Here is a 16,581-nt window from a genome sequence, read left to right as displayed (position 1 = left end):
GCAGCCCGATATCCGGGCGCGCCGGTTGCGTCAGCCGATCGGGCGGATGCGCAGGACCGTGCCTTCCTCGGAGCCCGCGAGCAGCGCCGAAGGGTCGGCCGGATCGGCGACGACGGCGGTGAGCGGCTGGGTGGCGACGACGGTGCAGGCGGTGCCGGTGTTCGGGTTGACGCGGACGAGGTGCCCGGCCAGCGTCGTGACGTACAGGGCGCCGTCACGGACGACCAGGTCGTCGACGAAATCGGGCAGTGTGCCGAACGAGGTCAGGTCGGCGACCGTGGTCGGTGCTCCCGGATGGGTACGCGAGAGTCGCAATACGCGACCGACGGGCCCCTCCGCCCCCACGAAATTCGCGGTGACGTAGACCGAGTCACCCGACACCACAACACCGTTGGGTCCCTCGATGCTGACGGCCGTCCACCAGTCCATGTCCTCGCTGCCGTCGCGGCGCAGGCGGTGCAGCCCGTTGCCGGTGGTCACGTACAGATTGCCGTCGGCGTCGAAGGCCGCGCCGTTGGGCTGAGGGAAGCCGGTGGCGAAGGCGACAGGGTTCGGCCGCGCGGCCGCAGGGTCGAAGCGCACGATGCCGCCCGAACCGGCCAGCGGCGAGTTGCCGGTGACCACGTACAGCAAGCCGTCGGGACCGAGTCGCACGGCACCGGGCGAGGGCACGGCCACCGTGGCGGTCAGGCGCCCGTCGCGGTCGTAGCGCTGCACCTCGCCGCGCATGATTCGCGAAACCCACAGGTCACCCTGGGCGTCGATACCGAAGTTCTCCGACCAGTCCAGCAGCGGCACACTCGACCTGATCGCGACGTCCTGGCGCGCCTGTCCGCACAGTGACAGCGGGGCGGCGCCCGCGACGGCGCCGGAACCGAGCGAGGCGCTGGTCACGACAGCCGCACCGACCACAACACGGACGACGCAACGACGGAACGACAACATCTGTAACCCTCGACTCTGTTGACCCAGTTCGACGCGCGAAGTCTAACGGCTCCGGGCTCACCGTGTGCAGCCCACGTCACCTGCGGTTCCCAGCACGGGGCGCCACGTACTAGTGCTGTCTCCCATGACAATTCGATCGGACCGCCAGCGATAATCGACAGGTGCCCTATTTCGACAGCGAGCGTGGACGATTGCACTGCCGGTGTTGGTCCGTCGACCAGCCGGCGGCGAGGCTGGCGCTACTGCCGGGTACCGGTCAGCACAGCGGGCACTATCACCGCTTCGCCGCGGCGTTGATGCCCGCCGGGATCGAGCTGTGGGCCCTCGACACCTCGGGGCAGGGACTGAGCGAGGGCGATCCCGGCGCGCCGGGCACCATCGACGAGCTGACCGCCGACGCGCGGGGATTTCTCGAACTCGTCCGGGCCGATCACCCGGACCCGCCGGTGTTGATGGGGCACTCCCTCGGCGCCGTGACCGCCATGAACCTCGCCCGCGAAAACTCCGCTGACCTGGCCGGACTCATCCTGTGCGGTACTCCGCGCCGCGTCGCCGACCTCGCGCCGGCGCCCGGTCTCGCGCTACTCGCGGTGCACGGCGTGGACGACCGGCGGGCACCCATCGATGTAATCCGGCTATGGACAGCACGGCACCGATCGGTAGATTTGCGCGAGTACGCCGACGCCGGACACGACCTGTTGCACGAACCGGTGCAGCACCGCGTGGCGGCCGATATCGCGGAGTGGGTACTCACCGCGGTGCGATGAACGACGAAGGGGGAACCGGTGCAACCGAATCGAACGGGGCTGCCGAATACGGCGGCCCTTGGCCAAGCCGTCGACGAGGGCGGGCTGTGGATCGACGGGGTGCTCGTCGCCGACGGCGCGCCCGAACGCTGCGCGCTGCGCTACGAACGGCTGGCCGACGAAGTCGAGGCCCAGGTGCGGGTGCTCAGCGGGACCGCTGTCATCCCCGGTTTCGGCGGCCTCCCCTCGGGCGGTGCCCTGCGCACCGGTTTCGAGTCCAAGGCCACCGAGGCGCTCGACGAACTGCGCGCCTACGCGAGCACCGCGCGCGACCTGGCCGCGGTGTTCCGCGCCGCCGGGGCGAGCTTCCGCGAGGCCGATCAGGCGCTGGCGGGCGCGGTCGCCGCGATCGAGGTTCCCGGTGATGGCGATGCGTAGTATTTCCGGCCGCACCGATGTCGACTACGTGTCCGTCGTCGAAGTCTTCGACAACCTTTCCCATGCCGAAATCCACAGCGCGGTACGGCAACTCGATCCGGCGGCGCTGGCAGGCGCGGGCGAGACGTTCCTCACCACCGCCACCGGCCTCGGCGACGGCGTCGAGATCGCGCACGGTGAGATCCGTGCCGCCATCGCCGACGGCTGGCGCGGCGCGGCGGCCCAGCAGGCCTCCGACGCCGTACGCGACTTCGAGCAGGCCGGTCGGCGCATCGCCGATGTCCTGACCGCGGTCGGCGTCCGGCTCAGCCAGGCCGGTGACGCCGCCGAGTCCCTGCGCGCCGCCGTCGCGGAACCCGATGGGGCACAGCCCGATCCGGCTGCCGCGCTCCTGGACTCCGAGCAGGCCGCGAACAACGCCACGATCACCCGCGAGGCCGAGAACGCCCGGCTCGACGCGGTGCAGGCGATGGAGACGATCTACGCCGGAGCCTTCCTGCCGACCGGGTCGGGCGTGCCCGCCTTCACCGGAATCGCCACGGAGACCGGAACCGTCGCCGCCGGTGTGGCGTCGCCGGGTGCCGCGCCCTCGGCCGGAATACCGCAGGCGCCCGTCGTCGTCGCGTCGGCGACGACACCGGCGACCGTCACCGCCGCCACGATGCCCGCCGGGGCTTCGCCGGTCCTCGGTACAGCGGGCACCACCGCGACCGGCACCGGCGCGCTCCCGACCAGTGGGAGCGCCGCGGTGGCGGCGGGCGGGACGACTCCGGCGACCAGCTCCCCGGCCGCGATCACCGCCCCGAACCAGCCGCTTGCCGGCTCCAGCAGAGCGAGCACCACAACCACCCCGGCGTCGGCCACGGCACCCCTCGGCGCGATGACGGTAGGCGCCCGGACTCGTCCCTCGACTACGTCCGCACCGGGTCGGGTGGCACCGCCCGCCGACGAGACCCACTCGGCGAATACCGCCGCCGCCGGCAACGCGACGGCAAGCGACACCGCCACCGAAGCAGCGAGCGAGGGCAGGCAGCAGGGCGATCACTCGGTGTCCGGTGGCGAGGCCGCCACCGGGATGGGCGCGGGCGCGATCGGCGGAATGATGGGTGGGGCGATCGCCGCCGCGGATCAGTCGCGGCCGTCCGGTGGTCCGCGACCCACCCACGCGGCGGAGGAGCTCGAGGACGAGGAGGACGAGTTCCTGCGGTTCCTGGAGGAGGAACCGACCTACCTCGAACCCGCCGACGAGGTGAACGCGCTGATCGGAAAGATGGAGCCGACCAGTCCCGCCGTGCTCGGCGAGTGGACCGAACGGGAGTGAACTGGCACTTCACCCCGGACCAGTTCGCGCTGAGCTGGGCGCGCACCGACGGCGACCGGATCCCCTATCCGCTCGCCGTCCGTGCGTCCGCGCGCGACACCGTCGAACGGGCCGCCCAGCAGCCCGCGCTCGACGCCTGGTGCGCTCGCACCCTCGACGCCGACCTCGCGGCCGCCCTGCGGGTGCTGGCGAAACCCGAGATCCGGGTCGAGGTCTGCGGCCACGCGCCCGCGCCGGTGCGGATGCTCGGCGCGGTCACCGCGGATGTCGCGGTCCTCGCGGTGCAGGATCCCGGTAGCGCTGCCGACCGTGGCGGTTCGGTGCACGTCCAAGTGGGCAGTACGAAACGTCTTGCCGCCCAGGTATTCTCCCGGCTGCCCGCCCAACGCCCCGGCGTCACCCCGCGCATCACGGCACCGGCGACCCGGGTCGAGGAGGACAGCCGCGACCTGGTGACCGCCCCCGTCGCCGGCCCGTCCGACGCGGCCCGCATACGCAGGCTGCTCCAGCGCCCCCGCAGCGGCATCGGCCAGATCCTCGTCGCCGCAGGCACCGACCCCACACCCTCGGGCGTCCTGTCCTGGATCGACCTCACCGGCGACGGCCGCTACCTGGTCCACGCCAGCCGCCACATCGACATCACCCCCGCCACCCCCGACACCGCCGTCGAATGGCTACGCCGCCTACTCCGCAGCGTCTGAATCCCACACACCCGCCCACACCCACCACCCTGACCGGGGTGGTCACAGACCCCACACCCTGCGGGTAACCCCCGACACCCCACGCACTATCCGAGCCGAAGAAACCCCGAGAGATCGGCCAACTCTTCCGCCGTGTCCGGAAGATACTCCGTGAGCAACGGCGAGCGGATGACGATGGCCTTCCACATCGCCCGGCACAGAGTGGCGTGGATAACGGTGCGCGACAACAACGGCCGCATCCCGAAGGGCGCGTCAGCGGGCGTCGACGTGGTCATCGACAGCAGAACCACCGCGGCTTCCCGACCACGGAAGCGGTCCGGAGTTCCCACCAGCACGTCTTCGATCTTGGCACGGGCCAGCAGCGTTCGAATGCGCGCCACCTGGGCGGCGTACGGCGCGACCACGAAGATGTCGTGCGGGTGGAGTTTGCGGGTTCCGCCGTCGGAGGTCCATGTCTCGCCGAGCAGGATCCGGACCCGGCGCACCACTTCGCGTGCCTCGGCATCGGATTCGGTGGCACTGCCGCGGTGCTCGACGAGCACCGTGCTCACCCCGGGCGCGATCCCCGCCAGATCCCTTGTCAGCGTGATCGCCTCGTCCGCGCGCAGCCGGCCGTCGTAGCAGCAGGCCGACACGGGTTCGCAGATCGCGGGGTGCATGCGCCAGGTCCGGTCGAGGAAGTAACCGCGTTCGACGGGCAGGGTCCCCGCGCCTTCACACAGCCATTCCAGGGCCGAGACCTGCACGGGCTCCGGGTGTTTCGCCTGCGACCTGGCCGGTACCGGATCGCCGATCAGCAGCAGATTGCGCGCGCTCACCGCGACCGCGACGGTGTCGGCCAGTGAGCATTCGCCCGCGTCGGCGATCACCAGCAGGTCGAGGGCGCCGGGCGCGATCAGTCGTTCGTCGACGAAATCCGCTGTGGTGCCACCGATCACGCAACCGTTGACGGCGTTGTCGAGGAAGCGCGGGTAGCGGGTGGCATCGATCGCCGACCAATCCGGACCGACCGAGGCGACGTCCTTCTTCGCGACGAGTTCGGGCAGCAGGCCGGCTTCCACGACCGCGTCGAAGATCCGCTCGATCACCGCGTGTGATTGCGCCACCACCCCGATCCGCCACTTATGGCGGGTGACGAGCCGCTCGAGCGCACGCCCGGTGATGCCGGTCTTGCCGGTGCCGGGCGGCCCGTGCACGGCCAGGTACGACGCGTCCAGCGCGCCCACCGCGTGGGCGAGGACGGCGCCGAGGTCGTCGTGGGGCTGCGGCAGCGCCATCCCGTCGCGCAGCCGGGGCGCGCGACGCAGCAGCACATCGTAGACCGCGTTCTCCGGCACCCACGGCAAGCTCATCAGCAGGTCCTGGGCGGTGTATTCCAGCGCGGCCTCGATCTCGGCCTCCCCGTCGGGCGGGCCGGGAGCGATGGCGGCGGGCAGGTCGTCGTAGGGCGGGCAGCCCGCCGGAAGCAGCTCTTCCAGCCGGACGGTGTCGTCGAAATTCGGGTCGACGGCGCACCCGAGCACGGTGGCGGTGGCCGTGGCGCGACGGCCGAGCGTCTGGGTCATGCCCGCCGCGGCGGCGCCGTCGTAGATGGTGACCATCTGCGTGCCCGGGGTGAGCGTCGCACCGGTGCCCAACCTGCCGGTGAGCGTCAGGTAGCGGCGCATTGTCGGAAGTTGCGGCGTGCGATGCCATTTGGTGTCGACGGTGCCCCATTCGACGACGAGCACACCCGGTGCGTCGGCCCAGTCGCCGACCGGATGGCCGAGCCGATCGATATGCGCCCACCAGCGCGGCTGGCGTTCTCGCCGGTGATAGCCCAGGACCGCGGCCGTCAACGCGGCGGCACGAGCCGAATCTCCGTGCGCGTCGGCGGCGAACTCGCTCAGCGCCGCTTCCAGCGAGCCGGGGTGCAACGACGGCGGCACATCGGACTCCGCGACGGCGAACCGCGTGCCCGGCACCGCGATTCCCGCGTCGGCTGCGCGGTCGAGCAGCCAGTCACGGATACCGAGAACCGTCGCCGCCCGACCGGGCGCATTCGGCAGTAACGCGGCGAGTCCCGCCGCGTCATAGGACTGTTCGCCGATCAGCAGCGCGGTGCGCACGATCGGCGCGAGGTCGACCAGCGCGCCCTCGGCCAGCAGCTCGTCCAGTAGATCGGCGCCGGTGCCGAGCCTGCCCGCCCCATCGAGCAGTGCCGTGCGAATGTCCGAACCGTAGTGGTACACACGCACATCCGGATCGGCGGCCCGATGCTCGGCGATGATCTCCAGCAGCTCCTCGAGCACTCCCCCGTCCTGCGTCGACGGGCCCGCGTGGTCGAGGCCGGCAGGACTGCGCGGCACCGCATCGACTCCGGCCGGGCGCGGATCGGCGGCAGGCGTATCCGCCGGTTCGTCACCGCTGACCGGGTCGTCACCGATGACTATGCGCGCGAACGAGATGGTGTCCGCATCCGCCGGATCGGCACTGGGATAGCCCGCCGGGTTCGCGGGTTCGACACCGCCGGGCCCGAAGACCACGGCATTGGTGTCCATCGGCCCCACGGGCACGCTCGGCCGGTAGCTCACGCTGTTCGGCTGTTCCACACCGGCGACGACCGGTCGGAAGACGACAGTGGTGGCGTCGGCGAGCTCGAGGCCGGTCATGGTGCCGTGCCGGTCCAGGTCGATGACCAGGGCGAGGTCACCGGGGCGCGGTGCGGGCAGGGCCCCGAGCGCGGTGGCGTCGCGCAGGGCGAAGGCCGGGCGACCGGTGCGTTCGCGGACGAGTTGGATCTCGGCTTGTTTGCGCAGGGCCGCCAGCGTGCGCGGAGCCAGGCCGGGTACGGGCGTGCTGGTGGTGGCGAGACGGTCGATCGTGAGCACGCCCGCCTCACGCAGCCTGGCCCGCTGGGTGGGACGGATCCCCGCCACCAGCAACAGGTCTCGCGCGTTCGCCGCCGCGGCACGGCAACTCGGACACCGCCCGCACGCCAGATAGCGCGGGTCACCCCACTGGACCGGCAGCAATTCCGCCAGCTTCTCCTCGATGATGTGCTCCACGCGAGCCCGCCGCGCCGAATACACCGGCGCCAGTTCCGCGCTCACCGCACGCCGCACCCCCTCGGCGGTCCAGAGATACGCCGAGGGATCGACACCGATTCCCGCGTCGGCGAGTGCCTGCGCGCACGCCGCGAATTCGAGGCGCGCACTCAGCAATTCGCGAGCCGGATCGACCTTGACCGCCTGCACCGACGCCGCGACGCGCTCGAAAGGCGTCCGGCCCGCGGCCAATTCGCGTCGCAGCACCCGGCTGTCGGCAGGAGATACCGCAGCGGATCCGGCGAAACCGCTGAACTCCTCGTCCGACGACGCCGAAACATCGTTTGCCACCAGCGGCGTTCCCGCCGGACCGGTCGACACCGCATCGCCCTCGACGTGCGACCACGCCGACCGCGACGGTGCGGTGCCGCGACCGTGATGCGGCGCACCGGGAATGCCGACCGAATACTCACCGAGAGCACTGTGCACGGTGTAACCGGCGCGACCACGGACCAGAAGGTCGGCACCGCAGGCGAATCGACCGTCGAAGAACACCGCGCCGTAGATCGCCTCGGCGTCCGAGCCCAGCGCTCGCGCGGTGTGCTGCGCGGCGGAGGTCAGCGCCGCGATCCGGGCGTCGGCGTCCCCGCCGACCACCTCAGGTGACGGGATCCGGACCAGCCTGTCACCGAAGTGGGCGACCAGTTCGGCGGACGGCTCGGCCGTGCGCATCAGGGGCGCCGTCGTGTCGGGAACGCCGGGCAGGTTGCCGAGGGCGGCGTCGATGCCACGCAGCACCGCGAACTCACAGTTCGCCGCGCGCGCGAGATCGCCGACGGCACCGACCACCCGATCACCGGACACGAACAAGCGCGGCCCTCCTGTGTTCACGCACACCCGACGCCCATCACCTTAACCAGCGTTGCGAGCCACCAGCGCACTACCCACGGACAGGACGAACGCGCCTGACCTCGGCACCGGCGCGCACGAGCGGGCCTAGGTGCGCGGCTTACGCCGTTCGGTGCGCGGCCTGGCCTCGCGATCGCGGCGCGGGCCACGAGCGTTCAAACGCTGTGCCGGTGCGCCCTGGTCGGGCGTCAGCTGGATCAGCACACCGCTGATCCTGGTGCGCCGCAAGGCTTCCAGCGTTTCGTTGGGCAGGTTGGCAGGCAGCTCGACGAGGCTGTAGTCGGGCCGGATGCTGATGTGACCGAAGTCGCTGCGACGCAGGCCGCCCTCGTTGGCGATGGCGCCGACGATCGCGCCCGGCACCACGCGATGCCGCTTGCCGACACTGATCCGGTAGGTGGCGAGTTCTTCGCCGTTCTCCCGGTTGAACGACGGCGGACGCGGACGGTCCTCGTCGTCGTAGCGGCGCGGTGCGCGCTCACGGTCGCGGTCGTAGTCACGCTCGCGACGCGGGGCGGGCTCCGGCTCGGGCGACATGAAGAAGTTGTCGCCGTCGTAGCCACCCACGGCCAAGGCCGCGGCGATGTCGGCGAGCGGGGTGTTGTGCTCGGCCTCGTAGTCCTCGATCAGCTTGCGGAACAGCGCGATGTTGTCCGAGGACAGGTTCTCGGTGATCGAGTCACCGAACTTGGAGGCACGCGTCGCGTTCACGTCGTCGACACTCGGCAACTGCATCTCGGTGAGCGCGCTCTTGGTGGCCCGCTCGATCGACTTGAGCAGGTGACGTTCGCGCGGGGCCACGAACAGCAGGGCCTCACCCGAACGGCCGGCCCGGCCGGTGCGGCCGATGCGGTGCACGTAGGACTCGGTGTCGTGCGGGATGTCGTAGTTGACGACATGGGAGATGCGGTCCACGTCGAGGCCACGCGCGGCGACGTCGGTGGCGACCAGGATATCGATGCCACCCGACTTCAGCTGGCCGATGGTGCGTTCACGCTGGTTCTGCGCGATGTCACCATTGATCGCGGCGGCGGAGAAACCACGCGAGCGCAGCTTCTCGGCCAGCTCTTCGGTGGCCTGCTTGGTGCGCACGAAGATGATCATCGCCTCGAAGGTTTCGACTTCGAGCACGCGAGTGAGGGCATCGAGCTTGCGCTGATGCGACACCTGCACATAGCGCTGGGTGATGTTGGAGCTGGTCTGAGTCGTGGACTTGACCGTGATCTCGACCGGATCGTTGAGGTACTGCTTGGAGATCTTGCGGATCACGCCCGGCATGGTGGCCGAGAACAGCGCGACCTGCTTGTCCTTGGGGGTGTCACGCAGGATGCGCTCGACGTCTTCCTGGAAGCCCATCTTGAGCATCTCGTCGGCCTCGTCGAGCACCAGGTAGCGCAGCTGCGAAAGGTCCAGCGTGCCCTTCTCCAGGTGATCGATCACCCGGCCGGGCGTGCCGACCACGACGTGCGCGCCACGGCGCAGACCCGACAGCTGCACGCCGTAGCTCTGCCCGCCGTAGATCGGCAGCACGTGCAGACCCGGGATGTGCGAGGAGTATTTACCGAACGCCTCGGCGACCTGGATCGCGAGCTCACGCGTCGGCGCGAGCACCAGGGCACTCGGCTTGCGCTGCGTGGTGTCCAGGTTCATCAGGATCGGGATCGCGAATGCCGCGGTTTTGCCGGTACCCGTCTGCGCGAGGCCGACCACGTCGGCGCCGGAGAGCAGCGGCGGAATCGTCGCCGCCTGAATGGGAGACGGCGACTCGTAGCCCACATCGGCGATGGCCCGCAGCACGCGGTCATCGATCCCGAGATCGGCGAAAGTCGGGCCGGTGTCGTTCCTGTCGTTGTCGGCAGGAACGCTGTCGACCTCATTTGTACTCATTGACCACGAGTTTACTGCCTGGCAGTAGCTGCCCCAACCACCAGGTGAATACGGTGAGACCTATGCAACTGCGCGACGGGTCAGCACATCAGGAACTTCAGCCGGTGGAGGTAGGGATCGCGGTGATCCAATTCGCCCCCGAAACCGACCCCGAAACCAATCTGTCGAGACTGCGCGAACACGTGCGGACGGCGGCCGCGGCGGGTGCCCGGGTGGTGCTCGCGCCCGAATACTCGATGTTCGCTGTGACTCGTCTCGATGAGCGGGTGGTGGCGATCGCACAACCGCTCGACGGTCCGTTCACCAGTGGACTCGCGGCGCTCGCCGCCGAATTCGGCGTATTCCTGGTAGCCGGTGTGGTGGAGTTGCCGTCACCGGGGGCGACCCGGATCAGCAATACCCTCGTCGCGCACGGGCCCGACGGTGCCCGCGTCGCGGTGTATCGCAAAGTGCATCTCTACGACGCGTTCGGGCATCTGGAATCGGATGTGGTGGCAGCGGGACCGCTCGTCGCGCCTGCGACTTTCGCCGTCGACGGTGTGGTATTCGGCATGCAGACCTGTTTCGATCTGCGATTTCCGGAGGGGTGTCGGCGTGTCGCGGCGGCGGGCGCACACGTGTTGCTGCTGCCCGCGCAGTGGATTCCGGGACCGGCCAAAGTCGACCAGTGGACGACGCTGCTGCGGGCGCGCGCCATCGAGAACACGGTCTACGTGGCGGCGGCCGATCAGTGCGCGCCGCGCGGGGCGGGATCGTCGATGATCGTCGACCCGGCGGGCACGGTGCTGGCCGAACTGGGCGATGAACCGGGCGTGGCCACGGCAACGGTCGACACCGCGCATCTGGCCAGGGTGCGCACCGCCAATCCCAGCCTCTCGCTGCGACGTTTCACCATTTCCGAGGAGTCGGGAGCGGAGTAGCGTTCGAGACGATGGTGTACCCGGATCGCGCAGCGGCGGGCCGCGCCCTCGGCACGGCCCTCGAACACCTGCGAGCCACCCGCCCGCTGGTGCTCGGGTTGCCACGCGGGGGTGTGCCGGTGGCGGCGGCGGTGAGCGCGGCGATCGGCGGGGAACTCGATGTCCTGCTGGTCCGCAAGCTGGGGCTGCCGTGGCAGCCGGAGCTGGCGATGGGGGCGCTCGGGGAGAGCGGGCTGCTGGTCCTCAATCGCGACGTCGTCGACCACAGCCGGGTGAGCGCCGAGGCGTTCGACGAGGTGGAACTGGCCGAGCGGGCCGAACTGCGCCGCCGGCAGGCGATCCTGCGGGTCGGCGAACCGATTCCCCTGGCGCGGCGCACGGTGGTGATCGTCGACGACGGGATGGCGACCGGGGCCACGGTGGTAGCCGCGTGCCGGGTGGCGCGGGCGCAGCGGCCCGATCGGCTGGTGGTGGCCGTGCCGGTGTCCGCGCCCGACGCGGCGCGCCGGGTCGAGCGCGAATGCGACGAGTTCGTCTGTCTGTGGACGCCCGCGGACCTGGGCGGAGTCGGCATGGCGTACAGCGACTTTCACCAGCTCGACGACGACGAGGTCATCGCGCTGCTGGGCTGAGGCGCCGGTCGAGCTCAGCCGAAGCACTGACCTTCGCCGCGATAGGTGGGAACCGTCGTGCGGGTGCCCGCCTCGTCGACCAGGTGGATCTCGGCGAAGCGTTCGCACAGTTCGCCCGCCTTGGCATGACGGAACCAGACGCGATCACCGATCTCGAGTTCGGCGCCACCGGCCAGTGGCGTCTGGACTTCGCCCGCGCCTTCGGAGCCGAGCAGCTTCAGGCCCGCGGGCCAGACCGGGACCGGGACGCGGCTCGGGCCCGCGGGGCCCGATGCGATGTAGCCGCCGGCGAAGACGGTCGCGATGGCCGGGGCGGGTTTGCGCAGGACCGGGGTGGCGAAGAACAGGGCGGGGCGGGGCGTGAACGAGCGGTAGTGATCGAACAGGGTCGGCACGTAGAGGCCGGAACCGGCGGTCACCTCGGTGACATCGGGATCGGTGATCGAGACTTCGATCGAACCGGTGCCACCGCTGTTGACGATCTCCAGCGGGCCGGTCACCGAGCGGACAGCGTCGAGCACCCGGGTACGTCGGCGCCCGATCTCGAGCGCGGACAGGCGTTTCACCACGCGCACTGCGGGGTTGCTGTCGGGCAGTCCGGCGATCTGCGACTCGTAGGTCATCACACCGACCACAGCGAACCCGCGCCGCAGCGCTTCGGCGGCCAGCTCGGCGGCCTCCTCGGGGCTGCGCACGGGCGAGCGCCGGGCACCCAGGTGCAGCGGGCCGATCCGCAAGGCGGCGTCGACGTCGAGGCAGACGCGGGGGTGGACCAGGTCGGTGCCGAGCGCGGCGCGCGTGAGTTCGAGCTGGGCGACATCGTCGATCATCAGCGTGATCGCCTCGAGCAGGGCCGGGGCGGCGGCCAGTTCGGCCAGCGCGGCGCGGTCGAGAACCGGGTAGCCGAGCAGCACGTCGCGGGCGCCGAGGCGGACCAGCCAGATGGCCTCACGCAACGAGTACGCCATGATCCCGGCGAAGCCCTCGCGGGCGGTCAGCCCGTCGCCGAGCACCCGCTCGAGCACCGCCCGGCAGCGCACGGACTTGCTCGCCACCCGCACCGCGATGCCGTTCGCGCGCCGGACCAGGTCGGCGGCGTTGCGGTCCAGCGCGGTCAGGTCGACGGCGGCCAGCGGCGGGTCGAGCTCCGCGGTCGCCGCGTGCAGGTGGGGCAGCGATGTCGTCGAGGTCACACGACTACTGAACCACCTATTTGGTCAGTCGTCCAGCATTGCGGGTCAGCTTTCGACCGCTTTCAGCGTCAGGCAGCCGACCAGGTCGTCGATCACCACGAGGATCGTCTCGTCGTTGCCGTCGGCGAGCCAGCGCAGGACCGCGCCGTGGAACACCGAGACGAGGTAACCCGCCACCGAGTCGACCGGCTCCAGCCATTGCGTGCCGGACAGGCGCGCGCACATCCCGAGGAAGTCCGCGGCCTCGTCGTCCATCTCGCGGAACATCGCGACGGCGCTCGGGTCACCGATGGTCTCACCGGCGGGCGCCCACCGCAGACGCAGCGTTTGCAACGCGGCTTCGTAGGCGGCTATTCGCCGGGCGGGCGCGGCCTTCACCAACGGCCAGTAGGTGCTGAGCCCGGCATGCAGGAACACCCTCAGCGCCCGAACGCCGGTGGCGTCCGAACTGGCGGCGGCTTGTTCGACGGCCTCACATACGGCGGGCCGTAGCGAAATTTCAGTTAGTTCACGGCTGGCGCTCAACGACGACTCCTCGGCAACAAATATCGCTGCCCGCGGCGATGCGAGCTTGGTGGTCACCGAGCTCGATCTTAGAAGGTTTTCAGGATTCACGAACTGGTTCAGCCATCCTTTTCAGACTGAAAGATTGTTTTGTTATCCGAATGCGACCTTTTGTAAAACCGACCATACGGCCTCAATTTGTCGCATTCCTGGATATCCGACACCCCCGCGCCGGAATCCGCGCACCTGGTCGATTGTACAAGTCGGCCCTGGTCAGCTCCGTAGGTGTGTGCGACGACGCTCCAAAGATGTGGGCGACGACACAATGGCACCCGTCGGAACGGACGTAACACATCCGGTGACCGATCCGCGAACTCGACGCGGCGGCGGCGGAGTCGCCGATAACCTGGTCAGGTGACTCTCTCGCCTCCTGCCGATCAGTTCGCTCTCAGCGGCACCTTCAATTTCCGCGATGTGGGCGGCCTTCGCACCGCCGACGGCACCACCGTTCGCCCCGGTGTACTCCTGCGATCGGCCCAGCTGAGCGGTCTCGACGACAAGGGGCACGACACCCTGCGTGCATTGCGGGTCACCGATGTGCACGATCTGCGCGGCATCGTCGAGATCGACCACATCGGCCACGACACCCTGCCCGGCCACGTGCGCCTGCACGTGACGCCGTTCGATTCGCGGATGGAAGAGGCGCCGCCACACGAGGCGAAGACCATCTCGGCCTTCGCGCACATGGTCGAGGTCTACCGCGCCTTCCCGACGCTGCCCGAGGCGCACACCGCGATCGCCGAGCTGGCCGGCTCGGTCGTGCGCGGCGACGGCGCGGTGCTGGTGCACTGCGCGGCGGGCAAGGACCGCACCGGCTGGGCCGTGGCCACGCTGCTGCGCGCGATCGGCGTCACCGAGGAGGACGTGTACACCGACTTCCTGGCCAGCAACGCGGCGGTCGAACCGCTGCGCAGGCTGCTGGAACCGAAGATCGGCAACGGCGACGCGCTCTCCGACGACCTCCTCGGCGTCCGCGAGGAATACCTGCGGACCGCCGATGCCAGCGTCCGCGCGACCCACGGCGATATCGAGACCTACCTCACCACGGTCGGCCTCACCGGCGAACTCCGCGACGCTCTGCGGGCGCGCCTGCTCTGACCGGCCCGGATCAGAGCCCGCTGACGCGGCGGCTCGGGTCCACCCGAACCAGCCCGTCGGCATCGATGCTCACGAAATCGCCCGTGTGGAACCAGCTTCCGCTGAAGCGGGCGGCCGAGGCGCCGGGGTTGTTCCAGTAGCGGCGGCTGACATTCGGTCCACGACACAGCAATTCGCCGTGGCCGCCACTGGCCTGGGGTCCCGACAGTGCCAATTCGGTGCCGCCAAAGGCGAATCCGAGGGCGGACCCGGCGTCGGCGCGCTCGGTGTCGTCGACCATCAGGCCGATTCCGCTGGTCTCGGTGGCCCCCCACACCGACCACTGCTTGGCCGCGGGGAACAGCCCGCGCAGTGCGGCGGTGAGGGTGGCCGGGGCCGCCGCGGCGGCGCGTTCGGAGCGGTGACAAGCCTTGCTGATCCGGCGCACACCGGCGCCGGCACGGCGGGCGACGAGTTCGGGTACCAGCCCGGCGAGGATCCGCGGCGTTCCCGAGACGGTGTCGATCCGCTCCCGCACCAGCACGTCGGCCAGACTCCGCGCACCCGGCGCAAGCACGACCGTGCCGCCCACGGCGAAGGTGGGCAGCAGCTGGTCGACGCACCCGCTGGCATGGGCGAGCGGCAGCAACACCAGGTTGCGCAACCCGTCGGCGGGCAGCCCGAGCGCGCCGACCACCGACGACACCGCCGACAGCAGGTTCTCGTTGGACAGCTCCACGCCCGCGGGCATCGACCGCCGGGTGCCGGTGTAGCAGAGCAGCGCCGGATCATCCAGGGCCGCACCGTCATCGATATAGGCGGTGCTGTCGGGCAGCGGCCCGTCGGGGCCGAGGACGAAATCGGCTCTGCTGTCGGCGATCACACGGTCGGCGATCGCGTCGGGCAGGGCGTCGGGCACCAGCACCGGCACCGCGCCCGAGAGCAAGGCGCCGAGAAACGCCTGCACCCAGCGCGCGCTGGTCGGCATGTGCACCGCCACCCGATCGCCGTAGCCGATGCCGTGGCCCTGCAGGCCGCCGGCGATCCGCGCGGCGCTGTGCCAGAGTTCGCGGTAGGTCAGCCGCGGCCCGCCGACCTCGACGATCGCCTCCCGATTCGTGAACGAGTGCACCCGCAGGTCCAGCAGTTCGGTGAGGGCGGGGCTGAGGTCGCCGTAGCGCAGCACGCCGTCAGAGCCCCGCCGCAGCTGCGTTGCCGCACTGGTGGCGGGGAACTCGAAGACGGCCGCGCCCGGTTCGTGCTCGCCATGACCCATCCGGACCTCCGTACGTCGATACAGCCGCACCTGTGACTATATGACGTGGATCACACCGCTGTCAGGCACTCGGCGCGCTCATTCGCCGCGATAGCTCGCCTTACCCGGTCCGATATCGAGGAAACTGCGGACCGCGCCGCGCAGGTCCGCGGTGCCGAACAGCTCGCCCGAGACCTTCGGGGTCACCGAATCGGCATGTGCCACACCGCCGGAACGCCACGCCTCGATGATCTGTTTGGTCGCCGCGTGCGCGCGGGTGGGGCCGTCGGCCAGACGGGTGACCAGCGCGCGAGCCGCGGTCTCCAGGTCTTCGTGGATCCCGTTGACCACGCCCCACTCGGCCATCGTCGCCGCGGGGTAGAGATCGCCGGTCATCACGAACTCGCGGGCGCGCCCCGAACCCGCCCGCTCGGCGAGCCGCTGCGGTCCGCCCATCGACGGCGTGAGTCCCACCACGGTCTCCACCAGCCCGAACTTCGCCTTCGGCGCGGCCAGGATGATGTCGCAGGCGAGCGAGATCTCGAAGGCGGCGGTCAGCGTGAGCCCGTGCGCGGCGAACACCACCGGGCACGGCAGCGCTTCCAGGGGGTGGATGATCTGCTCGAACAGCTCACGCCACAACTGCGCGCCCTCCTCGACGGTCCGGCCGTCGAAGATGTTCACGTCCACCCCGCCCGAGACGACCTTGCCTTCGGCCCTGATCAGCAACGCCCGTGGCGGCAGCCGCCGCACGGCGGCGATATCGGCGATCAGCGACGCGATGAGTGCGCGATCGAACAGGTTCAGCGGCGGGTGGTCGATGGTGATCGTCGCGAACTCGCCACCGGCTTCGGTGAAATCGCGGATGAGTCGGGTCGGCTGGGTTTCACTCATCGGGTCAGCGTAGAACCCGGGCCCCCGCGGCCGACAGAGCCAGTCGGACCGGCCTGCCGGAATCGGTCGCGTA

The 16,581-nt window shown here is 70.3% G+C and carries 14 protein-coding genes; 7 read left to right on the top strand and 7 right to left on the bottom strand.

Going from position 1 to position 16,581, the window contains the following annotated elements; all coding sequences use genetic code 11:
- Positions 1-30: 30 nt before the first annotated feature.
- On the bottom strand, positions 31-894 hold the full coding sequence (locus ACFWFP_RS23035; RefSeq protein ID WP_379298170.1) for an SMP-30/gluconolactonase/LRE family protein: 864 nt from the start codon (positions 892-894) through the stop codon (positions 31-33).
- 212 nt (positions 895-1,106) lie between these two features.
- On the opposite strand from ACFWFP_RS23035, the gene ACFWFP_RS23030 reads away from it, so the two are divergent.
- From ACFWFP_RS23030 to ACFWFP_RS23015, 4 genes are read left to right on the top strand one after another with little or no spacing between them, the layout of a single operon-like run.
- Positions 1,107-1,712 (top strand): alpha/beta hydrolase, encoded by a 606-nt coding sequence (locus tag ACFWFP_RS23030; protein ID WP_379298168.1) that lies wholly within the window; start codon positions 1,107-1,109, stop codon positions 1,710-1,712.
- 18 nt (positions 1,713-1,730) lie between these two features.
- Positions 1,731-2,129 carry a hypothetical protein gene (locus ACFWFP_RS23025; protein WP_379298166.1) on the top strand — a complete coding sequence of 133 codons (399 nt, stop codon included), beginning with the start codon at positions 1,731-1,733 and terminating at the stop codon, positions 2,127-2,129.
- Positions 2,122-3,450, top strand: a complete 1,329-nt coding sequence (locus tag ACFWFP_RS23020) for a WXG100 family type VII secretion target (protein ID WP_379298164.1) — start codon at positions 2,122-2,124, stop codon at positions 3,448-3,450. Before ACFWFP_RS23025 ends, ACFWFP_RS23020 begins: the two co-directional genes overlap by 8 nt.
- On the top strand, positions 3,447-4,151 hold the full coding sequence (locus ACFWFP_RS23015; RefSeq protein WP_379298162.1) for an ESX secretion-associated protein EspG: 705 nt from the start codon (positions 3,447-3,449) through the stop codon (positions 4,149-4,151). The genes ACFWFP_RS23020 and ACFWFP_RS23015 overlap by 4 nt, the downstream gene beginning before the upstream one ends.
- A gap of 86 nt (positions 4,152-4,237) precedes the next feature.
- On the opposite strand, the gene ACFWFP_RS23010 is transcribed toward ACFWFP_RS23015, so the two are convergent.
- Together ACFWFP_RS23010 and ACFWFP_RS23005 are read right to left on the bottom strand one after the other, a co-directional pair.
- A complete protein-coding gene (locus tag ACFWFP_RS23010) occupies positions 4,238-8,041 on the bottom strand; it encodes an AAA domain-containing protein (protein ID WP_379298363.1) in 3,804 nt (1,267 codons plus the stop codon).
- Between the two features lie 132 nt (positions 8,042-8,173).
- Positions 8,174-9,973, bottom strand: coding sequence for a DEAD/DEAH box helicase (locus ACFWFP_RS23005; RefSeq protein WP_379298160.1), 1,800 nt, complete (start codon positions 9,971-9,973; stop codon positions 8,174-8,176).
- A gap of 62 nt (positions 9,974-10,035) precedes the next feature.
- On the opposite strand from ACFWFP_RS23005, the gene ACFWFP_RS23000 reads away from it, so the two are divergent.
- On the top strand, positions 10,036-10,893 hold the full coding sequence (locus tag ACFWFP_RS23000; RefSeq protein WP_379298158.1) for a carbon-nitrogen hydrolase family protein: 858 nt from the start codon (positions 10,036-10,038) through the stop codon (positions 10,891-10,893).
- Positions 10,894-10,904: 11 nt separating this feature from the next.
- Positions 10,905-11,525: a phosphoribosyltransferase gene (locus ACFWFP_RS22995; protein ID WP_379298156.1), complete on the top strand. Its 621-nt coding sequence runs from the start codon at positions 10,905-10,907 to the stop codon at positions 11,523-11,525.
- A gap of 14 nt (positions 11,526-11,539) precedes the next feature.
- On the opposite strand, the gene ACFWFP_RS22990 is transcribed toward ACFWFP_RS22995, so the two are convergent.
- Both ACFWFP_RS22990 and ACFWFP_RS22985 read right to left on the bottom strand, forming a co-directional pair.
- Positions 11,540-12,718: an alanine racemase gene (locus tag ACFWFP_RS22990; RefSeq protein WP_379298154.1), complete on the bottom strand. Its 1,179-nt coding sequence runs from the start codon at positions 12,716-12,718 to the stop codon at positions 11,540-11,542.
- Positions 12,719-12,763: 45 nt separating this feature from the next.
- Positions 12,764-13,333 carry a TetR family transcriptional regulator gene (locus tag ACFWFP_RS22985; RefSeq protein WP_379298152.1) on the bottom strand — a complete coding sequence of 190 codons (570 nt, stop codon included), beginning with the start codon at positions 13,331-13,333 and terminating at the stop codon, positions 12,764-12,766.
- A gap of 303 nt (positions 13,334-13,636) precedes the next feature.
- On the opposite strand from ACFWFP_RS22985, the gene ACFWFP_RS22980 reads away from it, so the two are divergent.
- Positions 13,637-14,380, top strand: a complete 744-nt coding sequence (locus tag ACFWFP_RS22980; RefSeq protein ID WP_379298150.1) for a tyrosine-protein phosphatase — start codon at positions 13,637-13,639, stop codon at positions 14,378-14,380.
- Positions 14,381-14,390: 10 nt separating this feature from the next.
- On the opposite strand, the gene ACFWFP_RS22975 is transcribed toward ACFWFP_RS22980, so the two are convergent.
- Positions 14,391-15,635: a class I adenylate-forming enzyme family protein gene (locus ACFWFP_RS22975; RefSeq protein ID WP_379298148.1), complete on the bottom strand. Its 1,245-nt coding sequence runs from the start codon at positions 15,633-15,635 to the stop codon at positions 14,391-14,393.
- A 78-nt stretch (positions 15,636-15,713) separates the two neighbouring features.
- A complete protein-coding gene (locus ACFWFP_RS22970; RefSeq protein WP_379298146.1) occupies positions 15,714-16,508 on the bottom strand; it encodes an enoyl-CoA hydratase/isomerase family protein in 795 nt (264 codons plus the stop codon).
- Positions 16,509-16,581 lie beyond the last annotated feature (73 nt).

It is taken from the genome of Nocardia sp. NPDC060249 (genome assembly GCF_042728755.1).
Lineage (GTDB): Bacteria > Actinomycetota > Actinomycetes > Mycobacteriales > Mycobacteriaceae > Nocardia.
This window is presented reverse-complemented; position numbering and strand designations above follow the sequence as displayed.

Excerpts from the sequence above, each read along its gene's own strand:
- ACFWFP_RS23020 (WP_379298164.1), top strand. The coding sequence starts at position 2,122 with ATGCGTAGTATTTCCGGCCGCACCGATGTCGACTACGTGTCCGTCGTC.
- ACFWFP_RS23005 (WP_379298160.1), bottom strand. The coding sequence starts at position 9,973 with ATGAGTACAAATGAGGTCGACAGCGTTCCTGCCGACAACGACAGGAAC.
- ACFWFP_RS23000 (WP_379298158.1), top strand. The coding sequence starts at position 10,036 with ATGCAACTGCGCGACGGGTCAGCACATCAGGAACTTCAGCCGGTGGAG.
- ACFWFP_RS22995 (WP_379298156.1), top strand. The coding sequence starts at position 10,905 with ATGGTGTACCCGGATCGCGCAGCGGCGGGCCGCGCCCTCGGCACGGCC.
- ACFWFP_RS22975 (WP_379298148.1), bottom strand. The coding sequence starts at position 15,635 with ATGGGTCATGGCGAGCACGAACCGGGCGCGGCCGTCTTCGAGTTCCCC.
- ACFWFP_RS22970 (WP_379298146.1), bottom strand. The coding sequence starts at position 16,508 with ATGAGTGAAACCCAGCCGACCCGACTCATCCGCGATTTCACCGAAGCC.